Genomic DNA, 19,231 nt, shown 5'->3' with positions numbered 1-19,231 from the left:
CTCACTCATGACTGTGCCTTCCGGGTCCGCCGCTCGACCACCTCGGCGGCCGCGGCCAGGGTCGTTGCGGTGTCGATCTCCTGCACACCGGATTCCAGGTCGACGGTGCAGATGGTCGGGGCGATTCGGCGGACGAAGTCGGGTCCCCCGGTCGCGGAATCGTCATCGGAGGCATCGAACAGGGCTTCGACGGCCACGGTCACAGCCGCCTCGGGGTCGAGCGCCGGCTGCCACAGCTTCTTCAGTGCTCCGCGGGCATAACCGGATCCGGAGCCGATCGCATGGAAGCGGTGCTCCTCGTATTTGCCTCCGGTGACGTCGAAGCTGAAGATCTGTCCGGCCGGGGTCGAATCGTCGACGCCGGCGAACATCGGGACCACGGTCAGGCCCTGCATCGCCAGTCCCAGATTCCCCCGCAGCATCGAGGCCAGACGGTTGGCCTTGCCGTGCAGGGACAGCCGGGCCCCTTCGATCTTCTCGTAGTGTTCGAGTTCGAGTTGGAACAGGCGGATGAGGTCGAGAGCGACACCCGCGGTCCCGGCGATGCCGATGACGGAGAAGTCATCGGCCGCCCGGACCTTCTCCATCGAATGGGAGGCGATCATATTGCCGATCGTGGCCCTGCGGTCCCCGGCCATGAGGATGCCCGAGGCGGTGCGGAAGCAGATGATCGTCGTGCCTTCCGGCACCTGCTCGGCCAGGTGGCGGCCCTCACCGATCGGCAGCGTCTCGGGGGCGACGCTGCGGGCGAGTTCGACGAAGGAGTTGCTCGTCGAACTCAGAAATGCGGGGCTGAAACCCGACATCTCATTGGCCGCCCTTCTGCACGAAGTTGCGGACGAACTCCTCAGCGTTCGTTTCGAGGACTCCGTCGATCTCGTCGAGGATGGAATCGACGTTCTGGGTGTTGATCTGTCCCTGCACGGCCTCGGGCGGGTCGACGGGCGGCTCGCCGCCGCCGGCCGAATGATCCTTCTGCACCTGCTCCTGTGAACTCATCATGTCCCCTTCAGTCGTTCTTCGTCTTCAGTCTATCGACTCCGAGTGCCTCGAGCAGGCCTGCGGAGGTCTCGATCCCGGACAGCCGGTCCTCGAGCAGGGCGCGAGTGCCCTTGAGCGGTTCGCTCATCGGCAGCCGCACGACCCCGAAGTCACCGGCGTTGAGGACGAGCGAGTCCCAGCTGGCTGCCACCAGGTCCGCGGAGAAGCGCGTGACCGCCAGGGATCGCAGGTAGGCCCGGGTGCCCTCCGGTGCCGTGGTGACTGCGGCCTCCACCTCGGAGTCGGTGGTCAGGCGCCGGATCCGGCCCGCCTGCTCGAGCTTGTGGAACAGGCCCTTCTCCGGGCGCACATCGTGGTACTGGACGTCGACGAGCGCGAGCTTCGGGTGATCCCAGTCGATGCCTTCGCGCTCACGGTAGCTTTCGAGCAGCACCCATTTGGCGATCCAGTCGATGGAATCGGCGAGGCTGCGCGGGTCTTCGGCCAGTCCGTCGAGGAACCGACGCCATTCTGCGAGCACCGAGGCGGTGTCTTCGTCGTCGCCGGCGTGCTGCGCGCAGGCTGAGTAGTAGGCCTCCTGGATCTGCAGGGCCGTCATCGTCGATCCGTCGCTCAGCGGCAGCTCGGCGGAGAGGTCGAGGTCGTGGCTGACGTCCCACAGTGCCTGCAGGGGGTCGGCGAGTTCGAGCCGCGGGGTCAGCCCCGCCTCGATGAGGCCGAGCACGAGCGAGGTCGACCCGAACCGGACGAGGGTCGCCGGTTCGGCCATCGTGGCATCGCCGATGATGACGTGGAGCCTGCGGTACTTCGCGGGGTCGGCGTGCGGTTCGTCGCGGGTGTTGACGATCGGGCGCCGCAGCGTCGTCTCGAGTCCGACCTCGGCTTCGAAGAAGTCCGCGCGCGAAGAGATCTGGAAGCCCGCGGACTCCGCCTCCCGGCCGATGCCGACCCGACCCGATCCGCAGAGGATCTGTCGGGTGACGAAGAAAGGGATGAGGCCGGCGACGATGTCGTCGAAGTCCACGCCTCGGTCCACGAGGTAGTTCTCATGGGTGCCGTAGGACGATCCCTTGGAGTCCGTGTTGTTCTTGTACAGGTTGACCGGTTCCCCGGACTTCTCCAGCGCCCGCACCGAGGCCAGGGCCACGAGGTCCCCGGCCCGGTCATAGGCGACGAGATCGCGGGGGGTCAGCACCTCCGGGGAGGAGTATTCGGGGTGGGCGTGGTCGACGTAGTAGCGGGCGCCGTTCTCGGTGACGACATTGGCCAGGTACTGGGCCTCGACGTCTTCGGCGGGCACGTGGGTGAGCTGTGAGGAATCGGCGTCGGCGATGTTCATGAAGAATCCGCGCGCATCGGCCAGGGGCGATTCGGTGGCGAAGTCCCAGAAGTTCTGGGAGGACCGCAGGCCGCGGGGTCCGGCATAGGCGTCGACGACACGCGCCGAGTCCCGCATCGGATTCGCACGCGGATTGCCCGGTTGGCTGAGGCCGAACTCGGTCTCCGAACCCATCACTCGGTGGACGCTGAGCATCTCATCTCCTTCTCACGACTAGACTCGAGGCCGTGGCAGCCAAGAAATCCCATCTCCCGATCGCCCTCACAGTCGACCTCGTCCTCGTGGTCCTGTTCACGATCGTCGGTCATTACACACATTCTCACAATTTCGATCCGCAGGGGCTGATGACCACGGCGTGGCCGTTCCTGCTCGGACTGCTTGCGGCCTGGGTGCTCACCGCCGTCTGGGATCGACCGATCTCGCCCCTGCGCACGGGCACCGGCGTGTGGGCGATCACGGTGCTCATCGGACTGGTGCTGCGCGGCGTCACGGGCGCCGGCGACACCCCGGGAGAGATCCCGGTGACCTTCATGATCGTCGCCACGAGCCTCAACCTCATCACTCTCGTGGGCTGGCGGATCATCGCCACCGCGGTGGCCGGCGGATCCGGGAAGCGCCGAGGCGGCCGCTGAGCCTCGTGCGCTGACCCCGAAGTCCGCCCAGCCCGAACTCCGCCGAGCCCGGGCTCACACGAGGTCGGAGTTCGGGTACACCTCGGCGATGTCGGTCTCCAGGGGCACCGCGGGCGCACCCCGGGTGGTGTCGAGGTGCATCATCCGCAGGTGGGTCACCCGTTCGCCCTTGCGGCCGGAGATCCGCGCCCACTCATCGGGGTTCGTGGTGTTCGGCAGATCCTCGTGTTCGCTGAATTCCTCGGCGATGGCCTCGTCGAAGTGTTCGGGGCGCAGACCGCGCTCCCCGGTCTCGAGCAGGGACTTGATCGCCGACTTCTTGGCCCGGTCGACGATGTTGTGGATCATCGCTCCGGAGGCGAAGTCCGAGAAGTGGAGGATCTCCTTGGACCCGTCGGCGTAGCTGACCTCGACGAATTCGTTCTCCGCGCTCTGGGCGAACATCCTCTCCACGCAGTGCGTGATCAGGGCGGCGACCGCCTCGGCGGCGGTGGCGTGTCCTGTGAGCACGCTCGGGTGGAGCGGAAGATCGGTCGTCAGGTACTTCTCGAAGATGTCTCGCGCGGCCTCGGCATCGGGCCGTTCGATGCGGATCTTGACGTCGAGGCGACCGGGACGCAGGATCGCGGGATCGATGAGGTCCTCACGGTTCGAGGCGCCGATGACGATGACGTTGTCGAGCTGTTCGACGCCGTCGATCTCGGTCAGCAGCTGGGGCACGATCGTCGTCTCCACATCGGAGGACTTGCCGGTGCCGCGGGTCCGGAACAGGGACTCCATCTCGTCGAAGAAGACGACCACGGGGAAGCCTGCCGAGGCCTTCTCGCGGGCGCGGGCGAAGATCAGACGCAGTTGACGTTCGGTCTCGCCGACGTATTTGTCGAGCAGCTCGGGACCTTTGATGTTGAGGAAGAAGGTCTTGCGGGACTGCTCGGAACCGGTCCGGTCGGCCAGGGAGTTCGCGACGGCCTTGGCGATGAGCGTCTTGCCGCAGCCGGGAGGGCCGTAGAGGAGGATGCCCTTGGGCGGTTTGAGTCCGTGCTCGGTGTAGAGCTCGGGGTGTTCGAAGGGCAGCTCCACGGCATCCTTGATCTGACCGATCTGGTCGGCCAGGCCTCCGATATCGGAGTACGTGATGTCCGGGACCTCTTCGAGCAGCAGCGAGGACACCTCGGGCTTCTCGACGACCTGCAGGGCATAGTGCGTGCGGGTGTCGACGACGACGGCATCGCCGACGCGCAGGCCGGCCCCGACGAGTGAGTCGGCGAGGACGAAGACCTGTTCGTCATCGCCGGGCGCACCGACGAGGATCCGGGTGTCGTCGACGAACTCGCGGACGTTGACGACCGACCCCACGGGCGGGAACTCCCCCGTGCCGATGATGACGAGTCCTTCGGACAGGAGCACATCGGCGCCGGCGAGCAGCTTGGCGGGTTCGACCTCGGGGCCGATCGCGACTCGCATCCGACGTCCGCCGACGATGACGTCGGCGGCCAGACCCTTGTCATCGACGGCGACCAGCGTGCCCCAGTTGTTCGGGGGTTCGGTCAGCCGACGGGCCTCTTCTTTGATCCGTCCGAGTTCGTCGCGGGCGGTGCGCAGGGTCTTCGACAGCGCCTCGTTGCGTTTGCCGGCGCTGTAGAGCTGTTGGCGCAGTGAGGCCGTGTCTTCGCGCAGACGCTTGACCTCGGTGGTGGTCTCGGTCTCGGTCATTGGTCCTCCTTCGACCCGGGGGTCGGCTCTGTGCGTTCCAAGCGTTTGCCTGCCTCGCGCATCACGCGACGCAGCTTCTTCCCATGTGCGACTCGAGCGCCGACGGCGGCCTCGGTGACTTCGGGTTCGGTCCAGGCGGCGACGTCCTCGGCCGCGGCGGTCGCTCCTTGGGGGCGCTTCTTCTTCTCCAGAGGCGTCACCCCCGGTGCCATCCGGCGGGCGATGATGAGGAACCCGGTGTGGGCGATCATCCGGTGATCGGGACGCACCGCGAGACCGTCCACGTGCCAGCCGCGGACCATGGCCTCCATCGACTCCGGTTCGGCATAGCTGCCGGTCTCGCGCAGGGCCTCGACGAAGCGGGAGAGCTGCGGGACGGTGGCGACGTAGGCGATGACGATGCCGCCGGGGGCCAGCGCCTCGGTGACCGCTTCGAGGGTGTTCCAGGGGGTGAGCATGTCGAGGACCACACGGTCGACGGTGCCGGATCCATAGGCCTGGGGCAGGGTCTCGGCGAGGTCGCCGACGGTCACCGACCAGTTCTCGGGTTCGCCGTCGAAGAAGTCGGCGATGTTGCCGGCCGCGATGGTCGCGAACTCCTCACGCAGCTCGAAGGAGTGGACGGTGCCGGTCGGCCCGACTGCGCGCAGCAGCGCCATCGACAGGGCACCCGAACCGACGCCGGCTTCGACGACGGTGGCTCCGGGGAAGATGTCGCCGAGGGTGACGATGAGTCCGGAGTCCTTCGGGTAGACCACGGCGGCGCCTCGCGGCATCGACAGCACGAAGTCCTCGTAGCGGGGACGGAAGACCTGGAAGTCCACTCCCCCGGTGTTCGTGACGACGATGCCCTCGGTGCGGCCGATGATGTCATCGTGGCTGATGAGTCCCTTGTGGGTGTGGAAGACCTCACCGGGACCGAGCACGATCGTGTGCATCCGCCCCTTGGGGTCGGTGAGCTGGATCTTCTCCCCGGGATGAAGGACCCGATGAGGTTGGGTATGGCTTACCTGAGTCATGATGTGACCACTCTACGCTGGTGGGCAGCGCCTCGGCACACCCGGTTCAGGCTGCGAGAAGCTCGTCGAAGAATTCCTGCAGGTCGATGACGCCGACGAGGGTGTTTCCATCCATCACGAGGCTGAACTGCGCCTTCGGTCGGTGGGTGAGCGATTCGAGCAGATGCGGGGCTGTGATGTCCTTGGGCACGCCGATCCATCCGGCCAGAGGTCGGGCGACCTCACCGGTGGGTACCGGTGAGAGGTCCTCGGCGAGCCGTCCCGCTGCGGCGTGCCGGTCCACGAGCCCGTAGGGCAGTCCCTTCTGATCGAGGACGACGATGAGCGTGCGCTCCTTCGCATTGCCCAGCGTGTTCGCATAGTCGAGCGTGTCGGCGAGATCGGCATCCCAGGTCGCGGCGATCGCCGGCTGGATGACCTGGGACAGGTCGTAGGTCTCCATCTTCCGTGCCCGTTTGGCGTGGGTGGCCGCGTCCCCGGCGGAGAACCAGAGCATGATCGCGATGAGCGACATCCAGGCCACCGTCAGCGGGTCGGGTCGATCGCCGGCCAGCAGCGGGGTGATGACCGACCAGCCGATGAAGCCGATGGCGATGATGCGTCCGACCCAGCTGGCGACGATCGTGCCGAGGTACTGGGAGCCGGTGATGCGCCACATGATCGCCTGCAGCGCCCAGCCGCCGTCGAGCGGGATACCGGGGAGCAGGTTGATCGCGCCGAGGGCGACATTGGCGAAGGTGACGGCGATGAGCAGCAGCCACGGCACCGAGGTCGGGCTGACCGCACTCAGGCACCACCAGCCCAGCAGGGCTAGGACGATGTTGACGATGGGCCCGACGATGGAGATGACGAAGCTCGTCGTCGCGGCCTTGTCGCGCGGGTTGTCGACCTGCGGTTCGAACCGGGTGAAGCCGCCCCAGATGTTGAGCTCGATGGCTGCGACCTTCTGCCCGTAGAACTGTCCGGCGACGCCGTGGGCGAGTTCGTGGAGGAACACCGAGGCGAAGAGGAGGACCGCATAGGCGAAGGCCACGAACCAGGCTCCGACGCCCAGGTCCGGACGCACAGTGTTCAGCCACGGAGTGAAGAGAATGGTGATGACCACGGCGGCGAGAAACCAGGACCAGGCGAGGATCACCGGGGCGCCGAGAACAGTCCCCAGGCGCACGCCGGAGGACGCACCGATCTGGTGACTTTTCGCAGCCATCGAAGGAATTCCTCTGCTTGGGGGTCGGGGGTTCTCAGCCTAACAGCGAGACGGGCTCCGCCGCTGGTCGACGCGGCGGACGCAATCAACTCGTTGTCGTGTCAGTGTGAGTCGTTACAGTGGTGCCATGGCCGTGCTCACCAGTCTCTCGCCCTCTCGGGCCAATGACTTCATTCAGTGCCCCCTGAAGTTCCGGTTCCGCAGCATCGACAAGCTTCCGGAGCCGCCCTCCCAGGCCGCCTTCCGGGGCACCGTCGTCCACTCGGTGCTCGAGAAGCTGTTCACGGCCCCTGCCGAACAGCGCACCACCGACCATGCCCAGTCTCTGCTCATGCCGGCGTGGACCGAGCTCGTGGACAAGGACCCCGAGGTGCTTGAGATCTTCACCACAGAGGCCGAGCAGGCGGAGTTCTTCACCTCGGCGCGGAAGCTCCTCGACGCCTACTTCACGCTCGAATTCCCAGAGCACCTCGAACCGGATGAGACGGAGAAGTTCGTCCGCACCACCTTGGACAGCGGGCTCGAGCTGCGCGGCTTCATCGATCGCATCGACGTGGCGCCAGGCGGGGAGAAGCGCCTCGTCGACTACAAGACCGGCAAGCAGCCGAAACCGCAGTACGGGCGGGAGGCGAAGTTCCAGATGGGCTTCTACGCCCTCGTCGAATATCGGCTCACCGGCGAGCTCGTGCACACCCTGCAGCTGATGTATCTGGGTTCGCGCAGCGTGCTCAAGTCCCATCCCACGATGGCCGACATCGAGGCGACGCAGTTCGAGATCGACGCGATCTGGAAGGATATCGTCGCCGCCGCGAAGACCGACAGGTGGCGGCCGCGGAAGTCACCGCTGTGCAATTGGTGCACCTTCAAACCCCTGTGTCCGGCCTGGGGCAACGCCGCACCGCCGACTCCGGAGATCACCGAGATCGTCGGCGCCTGAGCCGCGCCCGGCGGGCGCGCAGGGACCTGCGAGGTCCCGCACCTCGGGTCAGGCGGACTGCCGGGCAGTGAGCTCCCGCAGGTCGTCGAGTCCGCGACCGTGCAGGCCCTCCCACAGGATCCGGCCGGGCCGATCCTCGAGCTCCACGAGGTGGGGAACGCCGATGGCGATCGTCCCGGCCGCCTCGGCGCTGGCCAAACCGGGCTTCGAATCCTCGATCGCCACACACTCAGCGGGGTCGAGTCCCAGCAGGGCCGCGCCCTTGAGATAGGGCTCGGGATCAGGTTTGCCGGCATCGACTTCGTCGCCGGAGATCAGACCGGCGAAGCTGCCGGCGGGGCAGGCGGCGATGACCGCCTCGGCGAGCCTGCGGTAGGACATCGTGACCATCACGCAGGGGACGTCCTCGGCGCGCAGGGCTGCGAGAAGTTCGAGAGCTCCCGGCCGGAAGGGCACCGCTTCCTCGATGAGGGCGACGACCGAATCGATGAGCGTTTCCACGATCTCCGGGACCGGGAGTTCGAGGCCGGCCTCCTGCATCATCCGCGCCGAGGTGCGCAGGTCGTTGCCGACGAATTCCAGTCCCTGCTCCTCGCTCCAGGAGACTCCGTGCGCGTGCATCAGTTCGGTTTCGGACCTGATCCAATACGGTTCCGTATCGACCAGGGTTCCGTCCATGTCCCACAGGACTGCGGCTGGGTTCGTCATGTTTCCAGCGTAATCTTGAATCATGAGTTTTCTTCCAACGAGTGGCGCCTCATTCGTCTTCATCGCCTTCGAGGGGCAGGACGCCGATGCTTCCGAGGCCGCGAGTTCACTGGTCAAGGATCTCATCGAAGTCTGGAACCTCCACGACAGTGAGATCTTGGACACGGACGGCTTCTACGAGTTCCGCTTCTCCGAACCGGAGATCATCCGCGACGAGGACGGACGAGCCTCGATCGCCTGGCCCGGAGTCGAGGTCCACCGCGGAGAGCACGCGGGCATCCCGATCACCGTCATCCAGGGCCACGAACCCGGCCTGAAGTGGCGCGAATTCCTCTCCCTCATCCTCACCCAGGTCGGGCCCGAGGATTCGGTCGTCCTCCTCGGCGGCCTGCATGCCGAGGTCCCGCACACCCGGCCGATGCCGGTGGTCGCGAACACGGAGGACCCGGTCGTGGCCGAAGAGCTCGGCATCGACGTCAACGGCTACGCCGGTCCGATCGGCATCCTCGGCCTCCTCGGCGTCGAATGCCGGTGGCGGGGCCTGCGCGCGATCAACCTGTGGGTGGGCGTGCCGGACTATCTCACGGATTCGCCCTCACCGAAGGCGGAGCTGTCCCTGGCCAACGCCGTAGAGAGGTGCACGGGAATCGAGATCGACATTCCCGTCCTCGAGGAGGAGTCCCGGGCCTGGGAGCTCGGCGCCGATGAGCTCGTCGCGCTCAATCCGCACCTCGTGGAGATGGTCAAAGGGCTCGAGGAGCTCAATGACTCGGCCGATCTGCCCGAGGCCAGCGGTGACGCCATCGCCGCCGAGTTCGAACGCTATCTGCGCAAACGCGGCCGAGAGAAGTAGCCGCAGTCGGACAGAAACAGCCTCAGTCGGTCAGGGCGATGCCGAGCAGCGCATCGACGGCGTCGGCGACGCGATCGCCGCTGACCGGCGCGGTCTCGGTCGGCTCCGAATCGGCATAGTGCTCGGCCCATTCGTCGAGGATGCCCAAGGCGCGAGGGCTGTCGAGATCATCGGCCAATGACTCGCGCAGCAGTCCGATGATGTGGCCGCGCAGCCCTTCCCGGCATTCCGACTCACACCGCGCGGCATGCTTCCAGGCCCGCAGGCGGGCGGAGGCGGACTCGAGCAGATCGTCGGTGTAGTTCCAGTCGCTGCGGTAATGGTTCGACAGCAGCACGGTGCGGATGACCATCGGGTCGACGCCCTGTTCGCGCAGCTTCGAGACGAGCACGAGGTTGCCCTTCGACTTGCTCATCTTCTCACCCTGATAGCCGACCATGCCGGTGTGCATATAGGTCGTGGCCAGCGGCTGCCGCTTCCAGGCCGCGGCGTGGGCCGCGCTCATCTCATGGTGCGGGAAGACGAGGTCGCTGCCGCCGCCCTGCACATCCACGGGCATGCCGGCGTATTCCTCGGAGATGACCGTGCACTCGATGTGCCAACCGGGTCGGCCCCGGCCGAGGCTGCCGCCGTCCCAGGCAGGCTCTCCCGCGCGTTCGGCCCGCCACAGCAGCGGATCGATCGGATTGTCCTTGCCGGGGGTCTCGGGGTCTCCCCCGCGTTCGGCCGAGAGCTTCTGCATCGTCGACCTGTCGTCATGGCTGACGCTGCCGAAGGGCGGCTGGATGGGCGTCGAGACCCGGTAGTAGACGTCGCCGTTGTCCAAGGTGTAGGCCGCACCGGAGGCGACGAGATCTTCGACCGCCCGCACGATCTGCGGCACCGATTCGACGACTCCGATGAAGCTCTGCGGGGGAATCACCCGCAGCGCCTGCATGTCCTGCCGGAACAGTTCGATCTGAGTCTCGGCGAGCTCCCGCCAGTCGACACCGGTCGAGTCGGCCCGCTCGAGCAGCGGATCGTCGACATCGGTGGTGTTCTGCGCGTAGACGACGTCGATGCCGGCATCGCGCCACACCCGGTTGAGCAGGTCGAAGGCGACATAGGTGGCCGCGTGGCCGAGATGGGTGGCGTCGTAGGGAGTGATCCCGCAGACGTAGAGGGCCGCCGAGCGCTCACGCACCTTGAGCTTACGTGGGCTTCTGGCGGCGGTATCGAAGACCGTCGGCGCCTTGCCGGAGCTGGTGAGGCGGGGCAGTTGAGGTTCGGACCATGACTTCACGCAGACCAGCCTAACCGAGTCCTTCGGCAACGGCACCTCCGGCAGGGCCCGCCGAGACGAGCTCAGATCGGCGGCCAGGGAATCGCCGTGCGATCCTCGGGTGGCTCCGGGAAGAATCCGTCCTCGGCCAGGGCCTCGGCTCGGGCGGACAGGGCCGTGATCTCGGTCGCGGACAGACAGTCGTCGAGGACGCCGCGCAGACCCGCAGACATCTCGGCCACTTCCTCGAGCGCATCGAGCTCCTCGGCTTGGAAGGAGGAGTGAGAGAAACCCCACAGCACGGTCCGCAGCTTCTCCTCCGGGTGGAAGGTCAGCCCGTTGTCGATGCCGCGGGTGGCGATGTCGGTGTCGACGAGGCTGGGCAGGCAGGCACCGGTGATGACGTGCCCGGCCTTGCGGTCGGCGTTGTTGGCCAACAGGTCGAAGAACGACAGCGCCCGCAGCGGCGCCGAGGTGGTGTGGGAGAGAACGAGGTCCCGACCGTCCTCGGTGCGCAGGGCGAACATCGGAGCATAGTCGTCCGGGATCGCGTCGACCGCGCTCAGCGCCACCGGGTCCGCACCGCCGGCGTCCTCGACATAGGCCTGCAGCGATCCCGTCCCGGCGGGCAGGTCCTCGCGCAGAACCGTCGGTGGGATGACATCGAGTCCGAGGTGGGCGCTGAGTCGATGGGCGGCGGTCTCCCGCAGCGCCAGGGTGCCGGAGGGGAAGTCGTGGAGCGGTCGTTCTCCGGAGATCGGTTTGTACACGGCCTTGAGGACGCGGCCCTCGTATTCGACGACCATCAGCCGGGTGTCGTTGCTCGCCCGCGGGATCACGCCCATCTCCGTGCAGGCGCCCTTGGTCAGCGCGGTGACGAGGAAGGATTCGTCCATGCCGCCTCAGCCGCGGGGAATGCCGTTGGCCCGGGGGCAGAGGTGGCCGTCGGGCTCGAGCGGGAGCGAACAGAACGGGCAGTCTCCGCGGCCGGCATTGACGACCTGTTCGCCGCGGCGCGAGAACTCACGGGCACCGGCGGCGTCGAGGACGATACGGAGCACATCGCGTTCGACCTCATCGTCATCGGGATCGGCCGAAGTCCCCGCCTGCGCATCCTCCTCGGTGAGTTCGAAACATTCGACGACGAGTTCATGGGCCACGGTGTCCCAGCCCAGGCTCATGGTTCCGACCCGGAACTCCGGTTCGATGGGCACGTTGAGGCCGGCGTTGTCGATGCGCTCGTCGAGCGCGGTCTGGGGCACGCGAGCGGCGGGGTCCTTGATCATGACCATGTCGAGGAGTTCGGTGATGCGGTCGGCGAGGATCTCCACCTGCTCCTTCTCGACGACCACCGTGGTCAGCGCCGATCCCGACTTGGCCTGGAGGAGGAAGGTGCGTTCTCCGGGCAGTCCGATCGTGCCGACGACGAATCGTTCCGGTGTGGGGTGGTCGTACAAAGCTGCCATGCCTTTAGCCTAGTTCAAACCCTTACATGTCGGTCCCGCCTGGGATACATTTGAGTTATGAGCACTGATCCTCGTGAGGCCCTGGATGCGTTCCTCGAAGCAGTGAGGGAACACTACGCCGCATCCGCACACCGCAATGGAGACCAAGATCCGCGAGTCGAAGCCGCTTACATGGCCTTGGCCGATGCCTTCGAAATCTACGAAGACGCGATCTACACCGCATTCGACGAGGTCACACCCTTCGAGCTCTTCGACGATGTCGAGGATGCGAAGGACGACGATGAGAGTGGGCTCGACGAAGAATTCGAGCTCGCTGAGGACGATGAGGACGCCTGAAGCCTGACCTGAACGGCGTCTGATCCGACCGGCACCTGACCTGGCCGGCACCTCAGGAGATCTGGTCGAGGACCTCGGCGATCTCTGGTTCGAGCTCGATCACATCACCGGTGAGTTCGGCCAGCTGCTCCGGGGTGCGTGCCGAGACCAGTGAACAGGCGATCCCCTGGTTGCGGTTGAAGGCCAGAGCGATGTCCGTGGTCGAGACTCCCAAGGCCGCAGCGGCCTTGCGCACACCGGAGAGCACCCGTGTCGAGGGTTCGTCGAAGTAGGCCGCGACGTAGTCGCTCAGCTCCCCGGCGAGGCGAGAGTCCTGCGGAGTGCCGCGCCGATACTTGTCGCTGAGCACTCCCCTGCCCAGACCGGCTCCGGCGATGAGGCTGACCCCGCCGTAGCGTGCGGCAGGCAGGAGCTCGTCCTCAGCCTCGCGGTTGAGCAGAGAGTATTCGGCGATCGCGCAGGCGATCGGAATCCCGGCCCCGCGCATCTCCGAGAGCTCCCAACCGGCATGGTGCGAGACTCCGACGTAGCGGATCTTGCCGAGGGTGAGCAGGGTGTCGATCGCCGAGGCGGTCTCCGCCCGATCGACCTCGGCATCGAAGACGTCGAGGATGAGCACGTCGATGTGGCCGCGACCCGTGGTGCTCAGCAGAGCGTCGACCTGATCGAGGATCCGCGCCCGACCGAGACCGACCTCGATGTGGGATGACTCACTCATGGACACGCCGACCCGAGCCATCACCAGCAGCTCTTCGGGAAGACTCAGCTGAGCCAGCACAGCCGCAGCATGGCGGCCCGAACTCGGCAGCTCGACGAGGTTGCCACCAGCGAGGACATAGTCGTCGAGGAGGCGCTGGGCGACGACGGAATCGACCCGGTGACCCCATTCGAAGGTTCCGAGACCCACTTCGCTGACGTCGAGGCCGGTGGTGCCGAGGCGCTGCATCTTCATGATTGTTGAGGTTACCCGATGTGGCGGCTACCGTGGTTTCGTTCCCATCCCCCTTTTTCAAGGAGTCGTATGTACGACTGGCTGGTCGCCGCTGTGCTCGGAATCGTGCAGGCGCTGACGGAATTCCTTCCCATTTCGTCCTCGGCGCATGTGCGCATCGTCGGTGAGCTGATGCTGCCGGGCTCGGATCCGGGCGCCTTCTTCACCGCCATCATCCAGATCGGCACCGAGGCGGCCGTCGTCGTCTACTTCTGGCGTGACATCGTCTCGATCATCGGCAAGTGGTGCAAGGCGCTGGTGGGACGTCATGATCGCAAGGATCCCGAGGTCCGCCTCGGCTGGCTCATCATCGTCGGCTCGATCCCGATCGTCGTCATCGGTCTGCTGTTCCAGGACTACATCGAAGGTGCGCTGCGCAGCCTGTGGATCACCGCGACCATGCTCATCGTCTTCGGCCTCATCATCGGCCTCGCCGACTGGGTCGGCAAGAAGCAGCTGACGCTCGACGATATGAAATGGGGCCAGGGCATCCTCTACGGCCTCGCCCAGGCGCTGGCCGTCATTCCCGGCGTCTCCCGGTCCGGCGGCACGATCATGGCCGGTCGGTTCATGGGCTTCTCCCGGCCCGCCGCTGCCCGCTATTCGTTCCTGCTCGCGATTCCCGCAGTCCTCGGCTCCGGGTTCTACGGCGTCTACGAGACGATCGGCAGCACCGACATGGTTCTCGGCTGGGGTCCGACGATTCTGGCCACGGTCATCTCCTTCGGCCTCGGACTCCTCGTCATCCACTGGTTCCTCAGCTATGTCGAGACGAAGTCCTTCGCGATCTTCGTCTGGTACCGAGTGGCCCTGGGCATCGTCCTCTACGTGCTGCTGGGCACCGGAGTCCTCGCAGCCGCCTGACCGGCGCGGGTGACCGATCAGCGCGGGTGACCGATCAGCGCAGGCCGCCGCCTCCGGGTGCACCGCTGTCGGCCAGCCCGGCCGCGGTCACCGACATCGCCGTGAGCACGGGACGCGTGCCCGAATAGTCGATGACGGTGAATGAGCCGGGAGCAACCCCGATGCGCTGGAAGTCATCGAGCGGCATGTTCAGGGCATCGGCGATGATCGCCTTGATGATGTCGCCGTGGGAGACGAGCATCCCCCACCGCGGCGGGGAGTCCTTCTCCCGCTGTTCCTTCTCCCGCTGTTCCTCCTGAGCAAGCTCGACGACGAGCGATCGGACCCGGGAGACGGCACGCTCGGCCGCCTCGGCGAGAGACTCCCCTCCCGGGAACCGCGCCTGCGATGCACGCTCGAGGACAGTCTTCCACAAAGGCTCTGCGGCGAGCTCCTTGAGCGACCGCCCGGTCCAGTCGCCGTAGTCGAGTTCGATGATGTCCTCGCTGACCTCGACGGAGTCGAACTCGGCGGCCCGCTGCGCGAATTCCGCGGTCTGTTCGCACCGGTGCAGCGGGGAGTGCAGGAGTCGGGAGAACCGTCGCTGCGGAAGCATCCGCAGGGTGGCTTCGAGGGCGTTGACACCCTCATCGGTCAGCGACACGCCGGGGGCGCGTCCGGCGAGGATTCCTGCCGTGTTGGCACTGGAGAGACCGTGCCGCAGAAGGACGATGACGGGCATGCCACCAGACTAGCCCACCATCGTCTAGGGTGGGCCTATGAAACGTCAGCGTCCACGTATGACCTACGAGTTTCGGAAGGTCTCTTTCTCCAAGGATGTCCCGCGCTCGGTCAGTCTGCAGGAGCTCAACGACGAGTGCGAATACGGCAAGTGGGAGCTGGCCCGGACGCGGATCTCGGTCGGCGGGGTGCGCACGGTATGGTTACGGCGCAAGATCATGCCGCTGACCCTGAGCAGCTGAGTCTCGACACGCTGAGAGCACCGAGCGCGTGACCGCACCCTCCCCCTCGCTCCTGCCGGTCCTCGGTGCCGGTCTCCTCACCGTCATCGCCGGTGCGGCCATGTCCCTGCAGGGTCGAGCCAACGGCTTCCTCGGCGCGGTGCTCGGGCACGCTGTCTTCGCCGCCCTGATCTCATTCGTCACCGGACTGCTCATCGTCTCCGCGGTGCTCCTGTGCTCGGCTCGGTCCCGAAGGGCCGCGATCGCTCTGCTTGGGCTGCTGCGCACTCGGGCGCTGCCGTGGTGGATGCTGCTCGGCGGGCTGAGCGGCGGTCTCGTCGTCATCGCCCAGGCCACGACGGTGCCGGTCATGGGCGTGGCCATGTTCACCATGGCCTTCGTCTCGGGACAGATCACCGGCGGCCTCATCGTCGATGCCACCCGTCTGCCGCCGGGTGGGAAGCAGCGGCTGAGCGCCCTCCGCATCCTCGGGGTGCTCGTGGTCATCGCCGCACTCGTCTACGGGGCGCATGAGCGCATCGGCCTGGGCGTGCCCCTGTGGGCTCCGCTGCTGCCATTCGCCTCCGGCAGCCTCACCGCCGCCCAGCAAGCCTGCAACGGTCGGATCAGGGCCGCAACCGGCTCGGCAGTGGTCGCGACCGCCGTCAACTTCACTGTCGGGCTCATCGCGCTCGGCCTGGCGACCGCGGTCATCATGGTCGCCGGTGTCGGCTGGGCCGGCTTCCCGACGCAGCCCGATCAGTGGTGGATCCTCCTCGGCGGGGCCTTGGGCGTGCTGTTCATCGCCTTCACCGCGCTCACCGTCGCCCGGCTCGGCGTGCTTCTGCTCAGCCTCTTCTCACTCTTCGGCAACCTGGCAGGAGCGCTGCTGCTCGATTGGCTGCTGCCGATCCCGGGATCGCTGGTCAGCCCGACCACGATCCTCAGCGCCCTCGGGGTGCTCGCCGGGATCGTCATCACGCTCATGCCTTCAGCAGGAAGTCCCCGAGGACCCGCGTGCCGAACTTGAGCGCGGAGATCGGAACGCGTTCGTCGACACCGTGGAACATCGCCGGGAAGTCGAGGTCTCCGCTCAGCTGCAGCGGGGCGAAGCCGTAGCCGGTGATGCCGAGTTCGGCCATCGACTTGTTGTCGGTGCCTCCGGAGAGCGTGTAGGGCAGGACCATGGCGCTCGGGTCGTCGGCGAGCAGGCTGGTGCGCATCTGCGCCACCAGTGGAGTGTCGAAGGGCGCCTCGAGCGCCTCCCCCTCGTCCTCCGGGATGATGTCGATGCCCTCCCCCGCGAGTTCCTTGAGTTTGAGCATGACGTCCTCGTGCTGGCCCGGCAGAGTCCGGCAGTCGACGTAGGCGGTGGCGGTGCCGGGGATGACGTTGTGCTTGTACCCGGCGCCCAGAAACGAGGGGTTCGAGGTGTTCTGCAGGGTCGGGGCGACGAACTTCTCGACCGAACCGAGTTCGGCCAGCAGCTGCGGGATCGTCTCGGCGGTGAACTCGATGCCGGTCAGCTCGGAGACCCCTTCGAGCAGCTGCCTAGTCGCGACGGGGATCTCCTGCGGCCAGGGATAGGACCCGATGCGTGAGATCGCGGCGGCGAGACGGGTGACGGGGTTGTCGTCGTTGCGTTGCGAACCATGGCCGGCGGTGCCGTGGGCGACGAGATTGAGCCAGGCCAGTCCCTTCTCAGCGGTCTGGATGAGGTAGACGCGCTGCCCGCGGATGTCGACGGAGTACCCGCCCACCTCGGAGATCGCCTCGGTGGCTCCGGAGAAGAGCTCCGGACGGTTGCGCACCATGTGCCGGGCACCGTAGTTGCCGCCGGCCTCTTCGTCGGCGAAGAAGGCGATGATGAGATCACGCCGAGGCTGCTGTCCTTCGCGGAGCATCTGGCGCACGGCGGCGATGATCATCGCGTCCATGTCCTTCATGTCCACGGCCCCGCGGCCCCACAGCAGTCCGTCCTTGATGACGCCGCCGAAGGGGTCGACGCTCCAGTCCTCGGCGGCTGCCGGCACCACATCGGTGTGGCCGTGGACGACGAGGGCGGGAGCCTCCGGGTCACTGCCCTTGACCCGGGCGACGAGGTTGGCCCGACCCGGGGAGGATTCGACGATCTCAGACTTCAGGCCCACCTCGGCGAACCAGGAGGCGATGAGTTCGGCCGCGGGAAGCTCCGGATTGGCCTTGTTGCCGCCCCAGTTCTGAGTGTCGATGCGGATGAGCTGCTGGCACAGGTCCGTGACCTCGGACTCGGCGGCGCTGAAATCAAACACGGTGTCTCCCGTCGGCTGGTTCTCAATTGGCTGATGAGATCCACGGTATATCAACCTGGTGCGAACCCGTATCCGGGAATGAGAAATGGCCCCCGGATCAGATCCGGAGGCCAATTCCTCTGTTGTGCGCGGAGGGGTGTCTGGTTTCAGGACATCGTTCCTCTATGTCTCACGACATACTTCCACCCCATGTCTCACGACATCACACCTCTGGTGTGTCACGACATCGTTCCGCAGGTGTCCCACGACATCGTTCCGTTATGACCGATCCCAACAAGAATCGCGCAATCATCCTCGCCATCACGGAAACCGGACTCACCCAAACCGAGGCCGCCCACCGTTTCGACGTCTCGACTCGCTGGATCCGCACCCTCATGACCCGCTTCCAGACCGGCGGCCTCGACGCCGTCGACACTCAATCACGACGACCCCGCACCAACCCCAACTCCACCGACCAGACCACGATCACCGCGATCCTCAATCTCCGCTCCACGCTCATCGCCCAGGGACTCGATGCCGGACCCGAATCCATCTGGGACCGACTCCCCAAAGACACCCGTCCCAGCACGACCACGATCTGGCGCATCCTGCGCCGCAACGACAAAGTCACCGATCAACCCCAGAAACGTCCCCGCTCGTCCTGACACCGGTTCGAAGCCGCAGCACCGAACGAGACATGGCAATCCGACTTCACCCACTGGCCCCTGGCTGATGACACCGATACCGAAATCATCTCCTGGCTCGACGACCACTCACGGATGCTCCTCCATGCCACTGCCCACACCCCAGTGACCGGGCTCGTCGTCATCGACACATTCACCCACACCATGGACGCATTCGGGCCCCCAGCATCGACACTGACCGACAACGGCATGGTCTACACCACCCGCTTCGCCCGCGGTCACGACGGGACCCCGAACCAACCCAACGGATTCGAGCAGCTCCTCACCGACCTGAACATCAAGCAGAAGAACGGCGGACCGAGCAAACCCACCACCCAGGGCAAGATCGAGCGCTACCACCAGACACTCAAACGCTGGCTGAAAGCTGATGGACTCGTCGACACGATCGAGGCGCTCAACGAGCAGTTGGACCGCTTCGCTCACATCTACAACACCCAGCGCCCCCACCGGGCCATCGGAAGACGCACACCCCAGGCTGTTTACAACGCAACTGCGAAAGCTCAGCCTCTAGTCGAAACGCGCGATCAAGTCTGGCGGATCCGCTACGACAGAGTCGATGCCAACGGAAAGATCAGCCTACGGTTTGCAGGAAGGCTCCGGCACCTAGGCATCGGTCGGGCATATGCGCGGCAGAGAGTTCTCTTACTCATCCACGGCCGGGAAACGATGGTCATCGAGCGAGGGACAGGAGCAATCATCGCCGAGCATCTCATCGATGCCGAGAAGAACTATCAGCCCAGAAAGGAACGATGACGCGAGACATGAGGGGAACGATGACGTGAGACATACCCGGGCCAGAAATGAGAAATGTGCCGCGACATCGTAGGAACGATGTCGCGACACATCACATTGTGCGCGGAGGGGGACTTGAACCCCCACGCCCGATAAGTTGGGCACTAGCACCTCAAGCTAGCGCGTCTACCAATTCCGCCACCCGCGCTGGCAACAGAGATTACTTTACACGCGGTTTCGGGCGGTGCAAAATCAA

22 protein-coding genes and 1 tRNA gene are annotated in these 19,231 nt (G+C 66.0%); 9 read left to right on the top strand and 14 right to left on the bottom strand.

Annotation, left to right across the window (positions count from 1 at the left end; all coding sequences use genetic code 11):
• Positions 1-5 precede the first annotated feature (5 nt).
• Genes prcB through dop form a run of 3 tightly spaced genes read right to left on the bottom strand, consistent with a single transcriptional unit; the run spans position 6 to position 2,536 of the window.
• Entirely contained in the window at positions 6-806 is an 801-nt protein-coding gene (gene prcB, locus ACH82I_RS01795) for a proteasome subunit beta (protein ID WP_413335117.1), read from the bottom strand.
• 1 nt (position 807) lies between these two features.
• Positions 808-999: a ubiquitin-like protein Pup gene (locus ACH82I_RS01790; protein ID WP_230744390.1), complete on the bottom strand. Its 192-nt coding sequence runs from the start codon at positions 997-999 to the stop codon at positions 808-810.
• Between the two features lie 10 nt (positions 1,000-1,009).
• Positions 1,010-2,536 carry a depupylase/deamidase Dop gene (gene dop, locus ACH82I_RS01785; protein WP_413335115.1) on the bottom strand — a complete coding sequence of 509 codons (1,527 nt, stop codon included), beginning with the start codon at positions 2,534-2,536 and terminating at the stop codon, positions 1,010-1,012.
• A 32-nt stretch (positions 2,537-2,568) separates the two neighbouring features.
• Here dop and ACH82I_RS01780 point away from each other — a divergent pair, with 32 nt between their 5' ends.
• Positions 2,569-2,973 carry a DUF3054 domain-containing protein gene (locus tag ACH82I_RS01780; RefSeq protein WP_230744019.1) on the top strand — a complete coding sequence of 135 codons (405 nt, stop codon included), beginning with the start codon at positions 2,569-2,571 and terminating at the stop codon, positions 2,971-2,973.
• Between the two features lie 54 nt (positions 2,974-3,027).
• On the opposite strand, the gene arc is transcribed toward ACH82I_RS01780, so the two are convergent.
• From arc to ACH82I_RS01765, 3 genes are read right to left on the bottom strand one after another with little or no spacing between them, the layout of a single operon-like run.
• A complete protein-coding gene (arc, locus tag ACH82I_RS01775; RefSeq protein ID WP_413335113.1) occupies positions 3,028-4,686 on the bottom strand; it encodes a proteasome ATPase in 1,659 nt (552 codons plus the stop codon).
• Entirely contained in the window at positions 4,683-5,705 is a 1,023-nt protein-coding gene (locus ACH82I_RS01770) for a tRNA (adenine-N1)-methyltransferase (RefSeq protein WP_413335111.1), read from the bottom strand. Before ACH82I_RS01770 ends, arc begins: the two co-directional genes overlap by 4 nt.
• A gap of 46 nt (positions 5,706-5,751) precedes the next feature.
• Positions 5,752-6,912, bottom strand: coding sequence for a site-2 protease family protein (locus ACH82I_RS01765; protein ID WP_230744022.1), 1,161 nt, complete (start codon positions 6,910-6,912; stop codon positions 5,752-5,754).
• Between the two features lie 127 nt (positions 6,913-7,039).
• Here ACH82I_RS01765 and ACH82I_RS01760 point away from each other — a divergent pair, with 127 nt between their 5' ends.
• A complete protein-coding gene (locus ACH82I_RS01760) occupies positions 7,040-7,849 on the top strand; it encodes a RecB family exonuclease (RefSeq protein WP_413335109.1) in 810 nt (269 codons plus the stop codon).
• 48 nt (positions 7,850-7,897) lie between these two features.
• Here ACH82I_RS01760 and ACH82I_RS01755 read toward each other — a convergent pair whose 3' ends face one another.
• Positions 7,898-8,557 carry an HAD family hydrolase gene (locus ACH82I_RS01755; RefSeq protein WP_413335107.1) on the bottom strand — a complete coding sequence of 220 codons (660 nt, stop codon included), beginning with the start codon at positions 8,555-8,557 and terminating at the stop codon, positions 7,898-7,900.
• Between the two features lie 22 nt (positions 8,558-8,579).
• Between ACH82I_RS01755 and ACH82I_RS01750 the strand changes: the two genes are divergently transcribed.
• Entirely contained in the window at positions 8,580-9,410 is an 831-nt protein-coding gene (locus ACH82I_RS01750) for a proteasome assembly chaperone family protein (RefSeq protein ID WP_413335105.1), read from the top strand.
• Positions 9,411-9,432: 22 nt separating this feature from the next.
• Here the strand turns inward: ACH82I_RS01750 and mshC are convergent, their stop codons facing one another.
• From mshC to ACH82I_RS01735, 3 genes are all read right to left on the bottom strand, one after another.
• Positions 9,433-10,692, bottom strand: coding sequence for a cysteine--1-D-myo-inosityl 2-amino-2-deoxy-alpha-D-glucopyranoside ligase (gene mshC / locus ACH82I_RS01745; RefSeq protein WP_413335103.1), 1,260 nt, complete (start codon positions 10,690-10,692; stop codon positions 9,433-9,435).
• Positions 10,693-10,754: 62 nt separating this feature from the next.
• A complete protein-coding gene (locus ACH82I_RS01740; RefSeq protein WP_413335101.1) occupies positions 10,755-11,567 on the bottom strand; it encodes an SCO1664 family protein in 813 nt (270 codons plus the stop codon).
• A 6-nt stretch (positions 11,568-11,573) separates the two neighbouring features.
• Positions 11,574-12,137 carry a DUF3090 family protein gene (locus tag ACH82I_RS01735; RefSeq protein WP_230744028.1) on the bottom strand — a complete coding sequence of 188 codons (564 nt, stop codon included), beginning with the start codon at positions 12,135-12,137 and terminating at the stop codon, positions 11,574-11,576.
• Positions 12,138-12,194: 57 nt separating this feature from the next.
• Here ACH82I_RS01735 and ACH82I_RS01730 point away from each other — a divergent pair, with 57 nt between their 5' ends.
• Complete coding sequence (locus tag ACH82I_RS01730) at positions 12,195-12,473, top strand: hypothetical protein (RefSeq protein ID WP_230744029.1); 279 nt, start codon at positions 12,195-12,197, stop codon at positions 12,471-12,473.
• A 52-nt stretch (positions 12,474-12,525) separates the two neighbouring features.
• Here ACH82I_RS01730 and ACH82I_RS01725 read toward each other — a convergent pair whose 3' ends face one another.
• Entirely contained in the window at positions 12,526-13,425 is a 900-nt protein-coding gene (locus tag ACH82I_RS01725; RefSeq protein ID WP_413335099.1) for an aldo/keto reductase, read from the bottom strand.
• Positions 13,426-13,494: 69 nt separating this feature from the next.
• Between ACH82I_RS01725 and ACH82I_RS01720 the strand changes: the two genes are divergently transcribed.
• Positions 13,495-14,328, top strand: a complete 834-nt coding sequence (locus ACH82I_RS01720) for an undecaprenyl-diphosphate phosphatase (protein ID WP_413335097.1) — start codon at positions 13,495-13,497, stop codon at positions 14,326-14,328.
• Positions 14,329-14,362: 34 nt separating this feature from the next.
• Here the strand turns inward: ACH82I_RS01720 and ACH82I_RS01715 are convergent, their stop codons facing one another.
• Positions 14,363-15,049: a histidine phosphatase family protein gene (locus ACH82I_RS01715; RefSeq protein ID WP_230744032.1), complete on the bottom strand. Its 687-nt coding sequence runs from the start codon at positions 15,047-15,049 to the stop codon at positions 14,363-14,365.
• A gap of 58 nt (positions 15,050-15,107) precedes the next feature.
• On the opposite strand from ACH82I_RS01715, the gene ACH82I_RS01710 reads away from it, so the two are divergent.
• Together ACH82I_RS01710 and ACH82I_RS01705 are read left to right on the top strand one after the other, a co-directional pair.
• Positions 15,108-15,290, top strand: coding sequence for a DUF5703 family protein (locus tag ACH82I_RS01710; protein WP_230744033.1), 183 nt, complete (start codon positions 15,108-15,110; stop codon positions 15,288-15,290).
• Positions 15,291-15,318: 28 nt separating this feature from the next.
• Positions 15,319-16,299: a DMT family transporter gene (locus ACH82I_RS01705; protein ID WP_413335094.1), complete on the top strand. Its 981-nt coding sequence runs from the start codon at positions 15,319-15,321 to the stop codon at positions 16,297-16,299.
• Here the strand turns inward: ACH82I_RS01705 and ACH82I_RS01700 are convergent.
• Positions 16,253-17,560 carry a M20/M25/M40 family metallo-hydrolase gene (locus ACH82I_RS01700; RefSeq protein ID WP_413335092.1) on the bottom strand — a complete coding sequence of 436 codons (1,308 nt, stop codon included), beginning with the start codon at positions 17,558-17,560 and terminating at the stop codon, positions 16,253-16,255. The two genes, ACH82I_RS01705 and ACH82I_RS01700, sit on opposite strands and share 47 nt — an antisense overlap.
• A gap of 260 nt (positions 17,561-17,820) precedes the next feature.
• On the opposite strand from ACH82I_RS01700, the gene ACH82I_RS01695 reads away from it, so the two are divergent.
• Together ACH82I_RS01695 and ACH82I_RS01690 are read left to right on the top strand one after the other, a co-directional pair.
• Positions 17,821-18,204 (top strand): helix-turn-helix domain-containing protein, encoded by a 384-nt coding sequence (locus ACH82I_RS01695; RefSeq protein WP_413335090.1) that lies wholly within the window; start codon positions 17,821-17,823, stop codon positions 18,202-18,204.
• Between the two features lie 60 nt (positions 18,205-18,264).
• On the top strand, positions 18,265-18,996 hold the full coding sequence (locus ACH82I_RS01690) for an integrase core domain-containing protein (RefSeq protein ID WP_413336792.1): 732 nt from the start codon (positions 18,265-18,267) through the stop codon (positions 18,994-18,996).
• A gap of 99 nt (positions 18,997-19,095) precedes the next feature.
• On the opposite strand, the gene ACH82I_RS01685 is transcribed toward ACH82I_RS01690, so the two are convergent.
• Positions 19,096-19,183 (bottom strand) — tRNA-Leu (locus tag ACH82I_RS01685).
• Positions 19,184-19,231: the final 48 nt, after the last annotated feature.

Source organism: Brevibacterium sp. GP-SGM9, assembly GCF_047300845.1.
Lineage (GTDB): Bacteria > Actinomycetota > Actinomycetes > Actinomycetales > Brevibacteriaceae > Brevibacterium.
This window is presented reverse-complemented; position numbering and strand designations above follow the sequence as displayed.

What these genes read in the sequence shown, in the direction of transcription:
- ACH82I_RS01770 (WP_413335111.1), bottom strand. Translation starts at nt 5,705, where the DNA reads ATGACTCAGGTAAGCCATACCCAACCTCATCGGGTCCTTCATCCCGGG.
- ACH82I_RS01730 (WP_230744029.1), top strand. Translation starts at nt 12,195, where the DNA reads ATGAGCACTGATCCTCGTGAGGCCCTGGATGCGTTCCTCGAAGCAGTG.
- ACH82I_RS01735 (WP_230744028.1), bottom strand. Translation starts at nt 12,137, where the DNA reads ATGGCAGCTTTGTACGACCACCCCACACCGGAACGATTCGTCGTCGGC.
- ACH82I_RS01725 (WP_413335099.1), bottom strand. Translation starts at nt 13,425, where the DNA reads ATGAAGATGCAGCGCCTCGGCACCACCGGCCTCGACGTCAGCGAAGTG.
- prcB (WP_413335117.1), bottom strand. Translation starts at nt 806, where the DNA reads ATGTCGGGTTTCAGCCCCGCATTTCTGAGTTCGACGAGCAACTCCTTC.
- ACH82I_RS01715 (WP_230744032.1), bottom strand. Translation starts at nt 15,049, where the DNA reads ATGCCCGTCATCGTCCTTCTGCGGCACGGTCTCTCCAGTGCCAACACG.
- ACH82I_RS01750 (WP_413335105.1), top strand. Translation starts at nt 8,580, where the DNA reads ATGAGTTTTCTTCCAACGAGTGGCGCCTCATTCGTCTTCATCGCCTTC.
- ACH82I_RS01695 (WP_413335090.1), top strand. Translation starts at nt 17,821, where the DNA reads ATGACCGATCCCAACAAGAATCGCGCAATCATCCTCGCCATCACGGAA.
- arc (WP_413335113.1), bottom strand. Translation starts at nt 4,686, where the DNA reads ATGACCGAGACCGAGACCACCACCGAGGTCAAGCGTCTGCGCGAAGAC.
- ACH82I_RS01710 (WP_230744033.1), top strand. Translation starts at nt 15,108, where the DNA reads ATGACCTACGAGTTTCGGAAGGTCTCTTTCTCCAAGGATGTCCCGCGC.
- ACH82I_RS01740 (WP_413335101.1), bottom strand. Translation starts at nt 11,567, where the DNA reads ATGGACGAATCCTTCCTCGTCACCGCGCTGACCAAGGGCGCCTGCACG.
- ACH82I_RS01760 (WP_413335109.1), top strand. Translation starts at nt 7,040, where the DNA reads ATGGCCGTGCTCACCAGTCTCTCGCCCTCTCGGGCCAATGACTTCATT.
- dop (WP_413335115.1), bottom strand. Translation starts at nt 2,536, where the DNA reads ATGCTCAGCGTCCACCGAGTGATGGGTTCGGAGACCGAGTTCGGCCTC.
- ACH82I_RS01755 (WP_413335107.1), bottom strand. Translation starts at nt 8,557, where the DNA reads ATGACGAACCCAGCCGCAGTCCTGTGGGACATGGACGGAACCCTGGTC.
- ACH82I_RS01720 (WP_413335097.1), top strand. Translation starts at nt 13,495, where the DNA reads ATGTACGACTGGCTGGTCGCCGCTGTGCTCGGAATCGTGCAGGCGCTG.
- ACH82I_RS01765 (WP_230744022.1), bottom strand. Translation starts at nt 6,912, where the DNA reads ATGGCTGCGAAAAGTCACCAGATCGGTGCGTCCTCCGGCGTGCGCCTG.
- ACH82I_RS01790 (WP_230744390.1), bottom strand. Translation starts at nt 999, where the DNA reads ATGAGTTCACAGGAGCAGGTGCAGAAGGATCATTCGGCCGGCGGCGGC.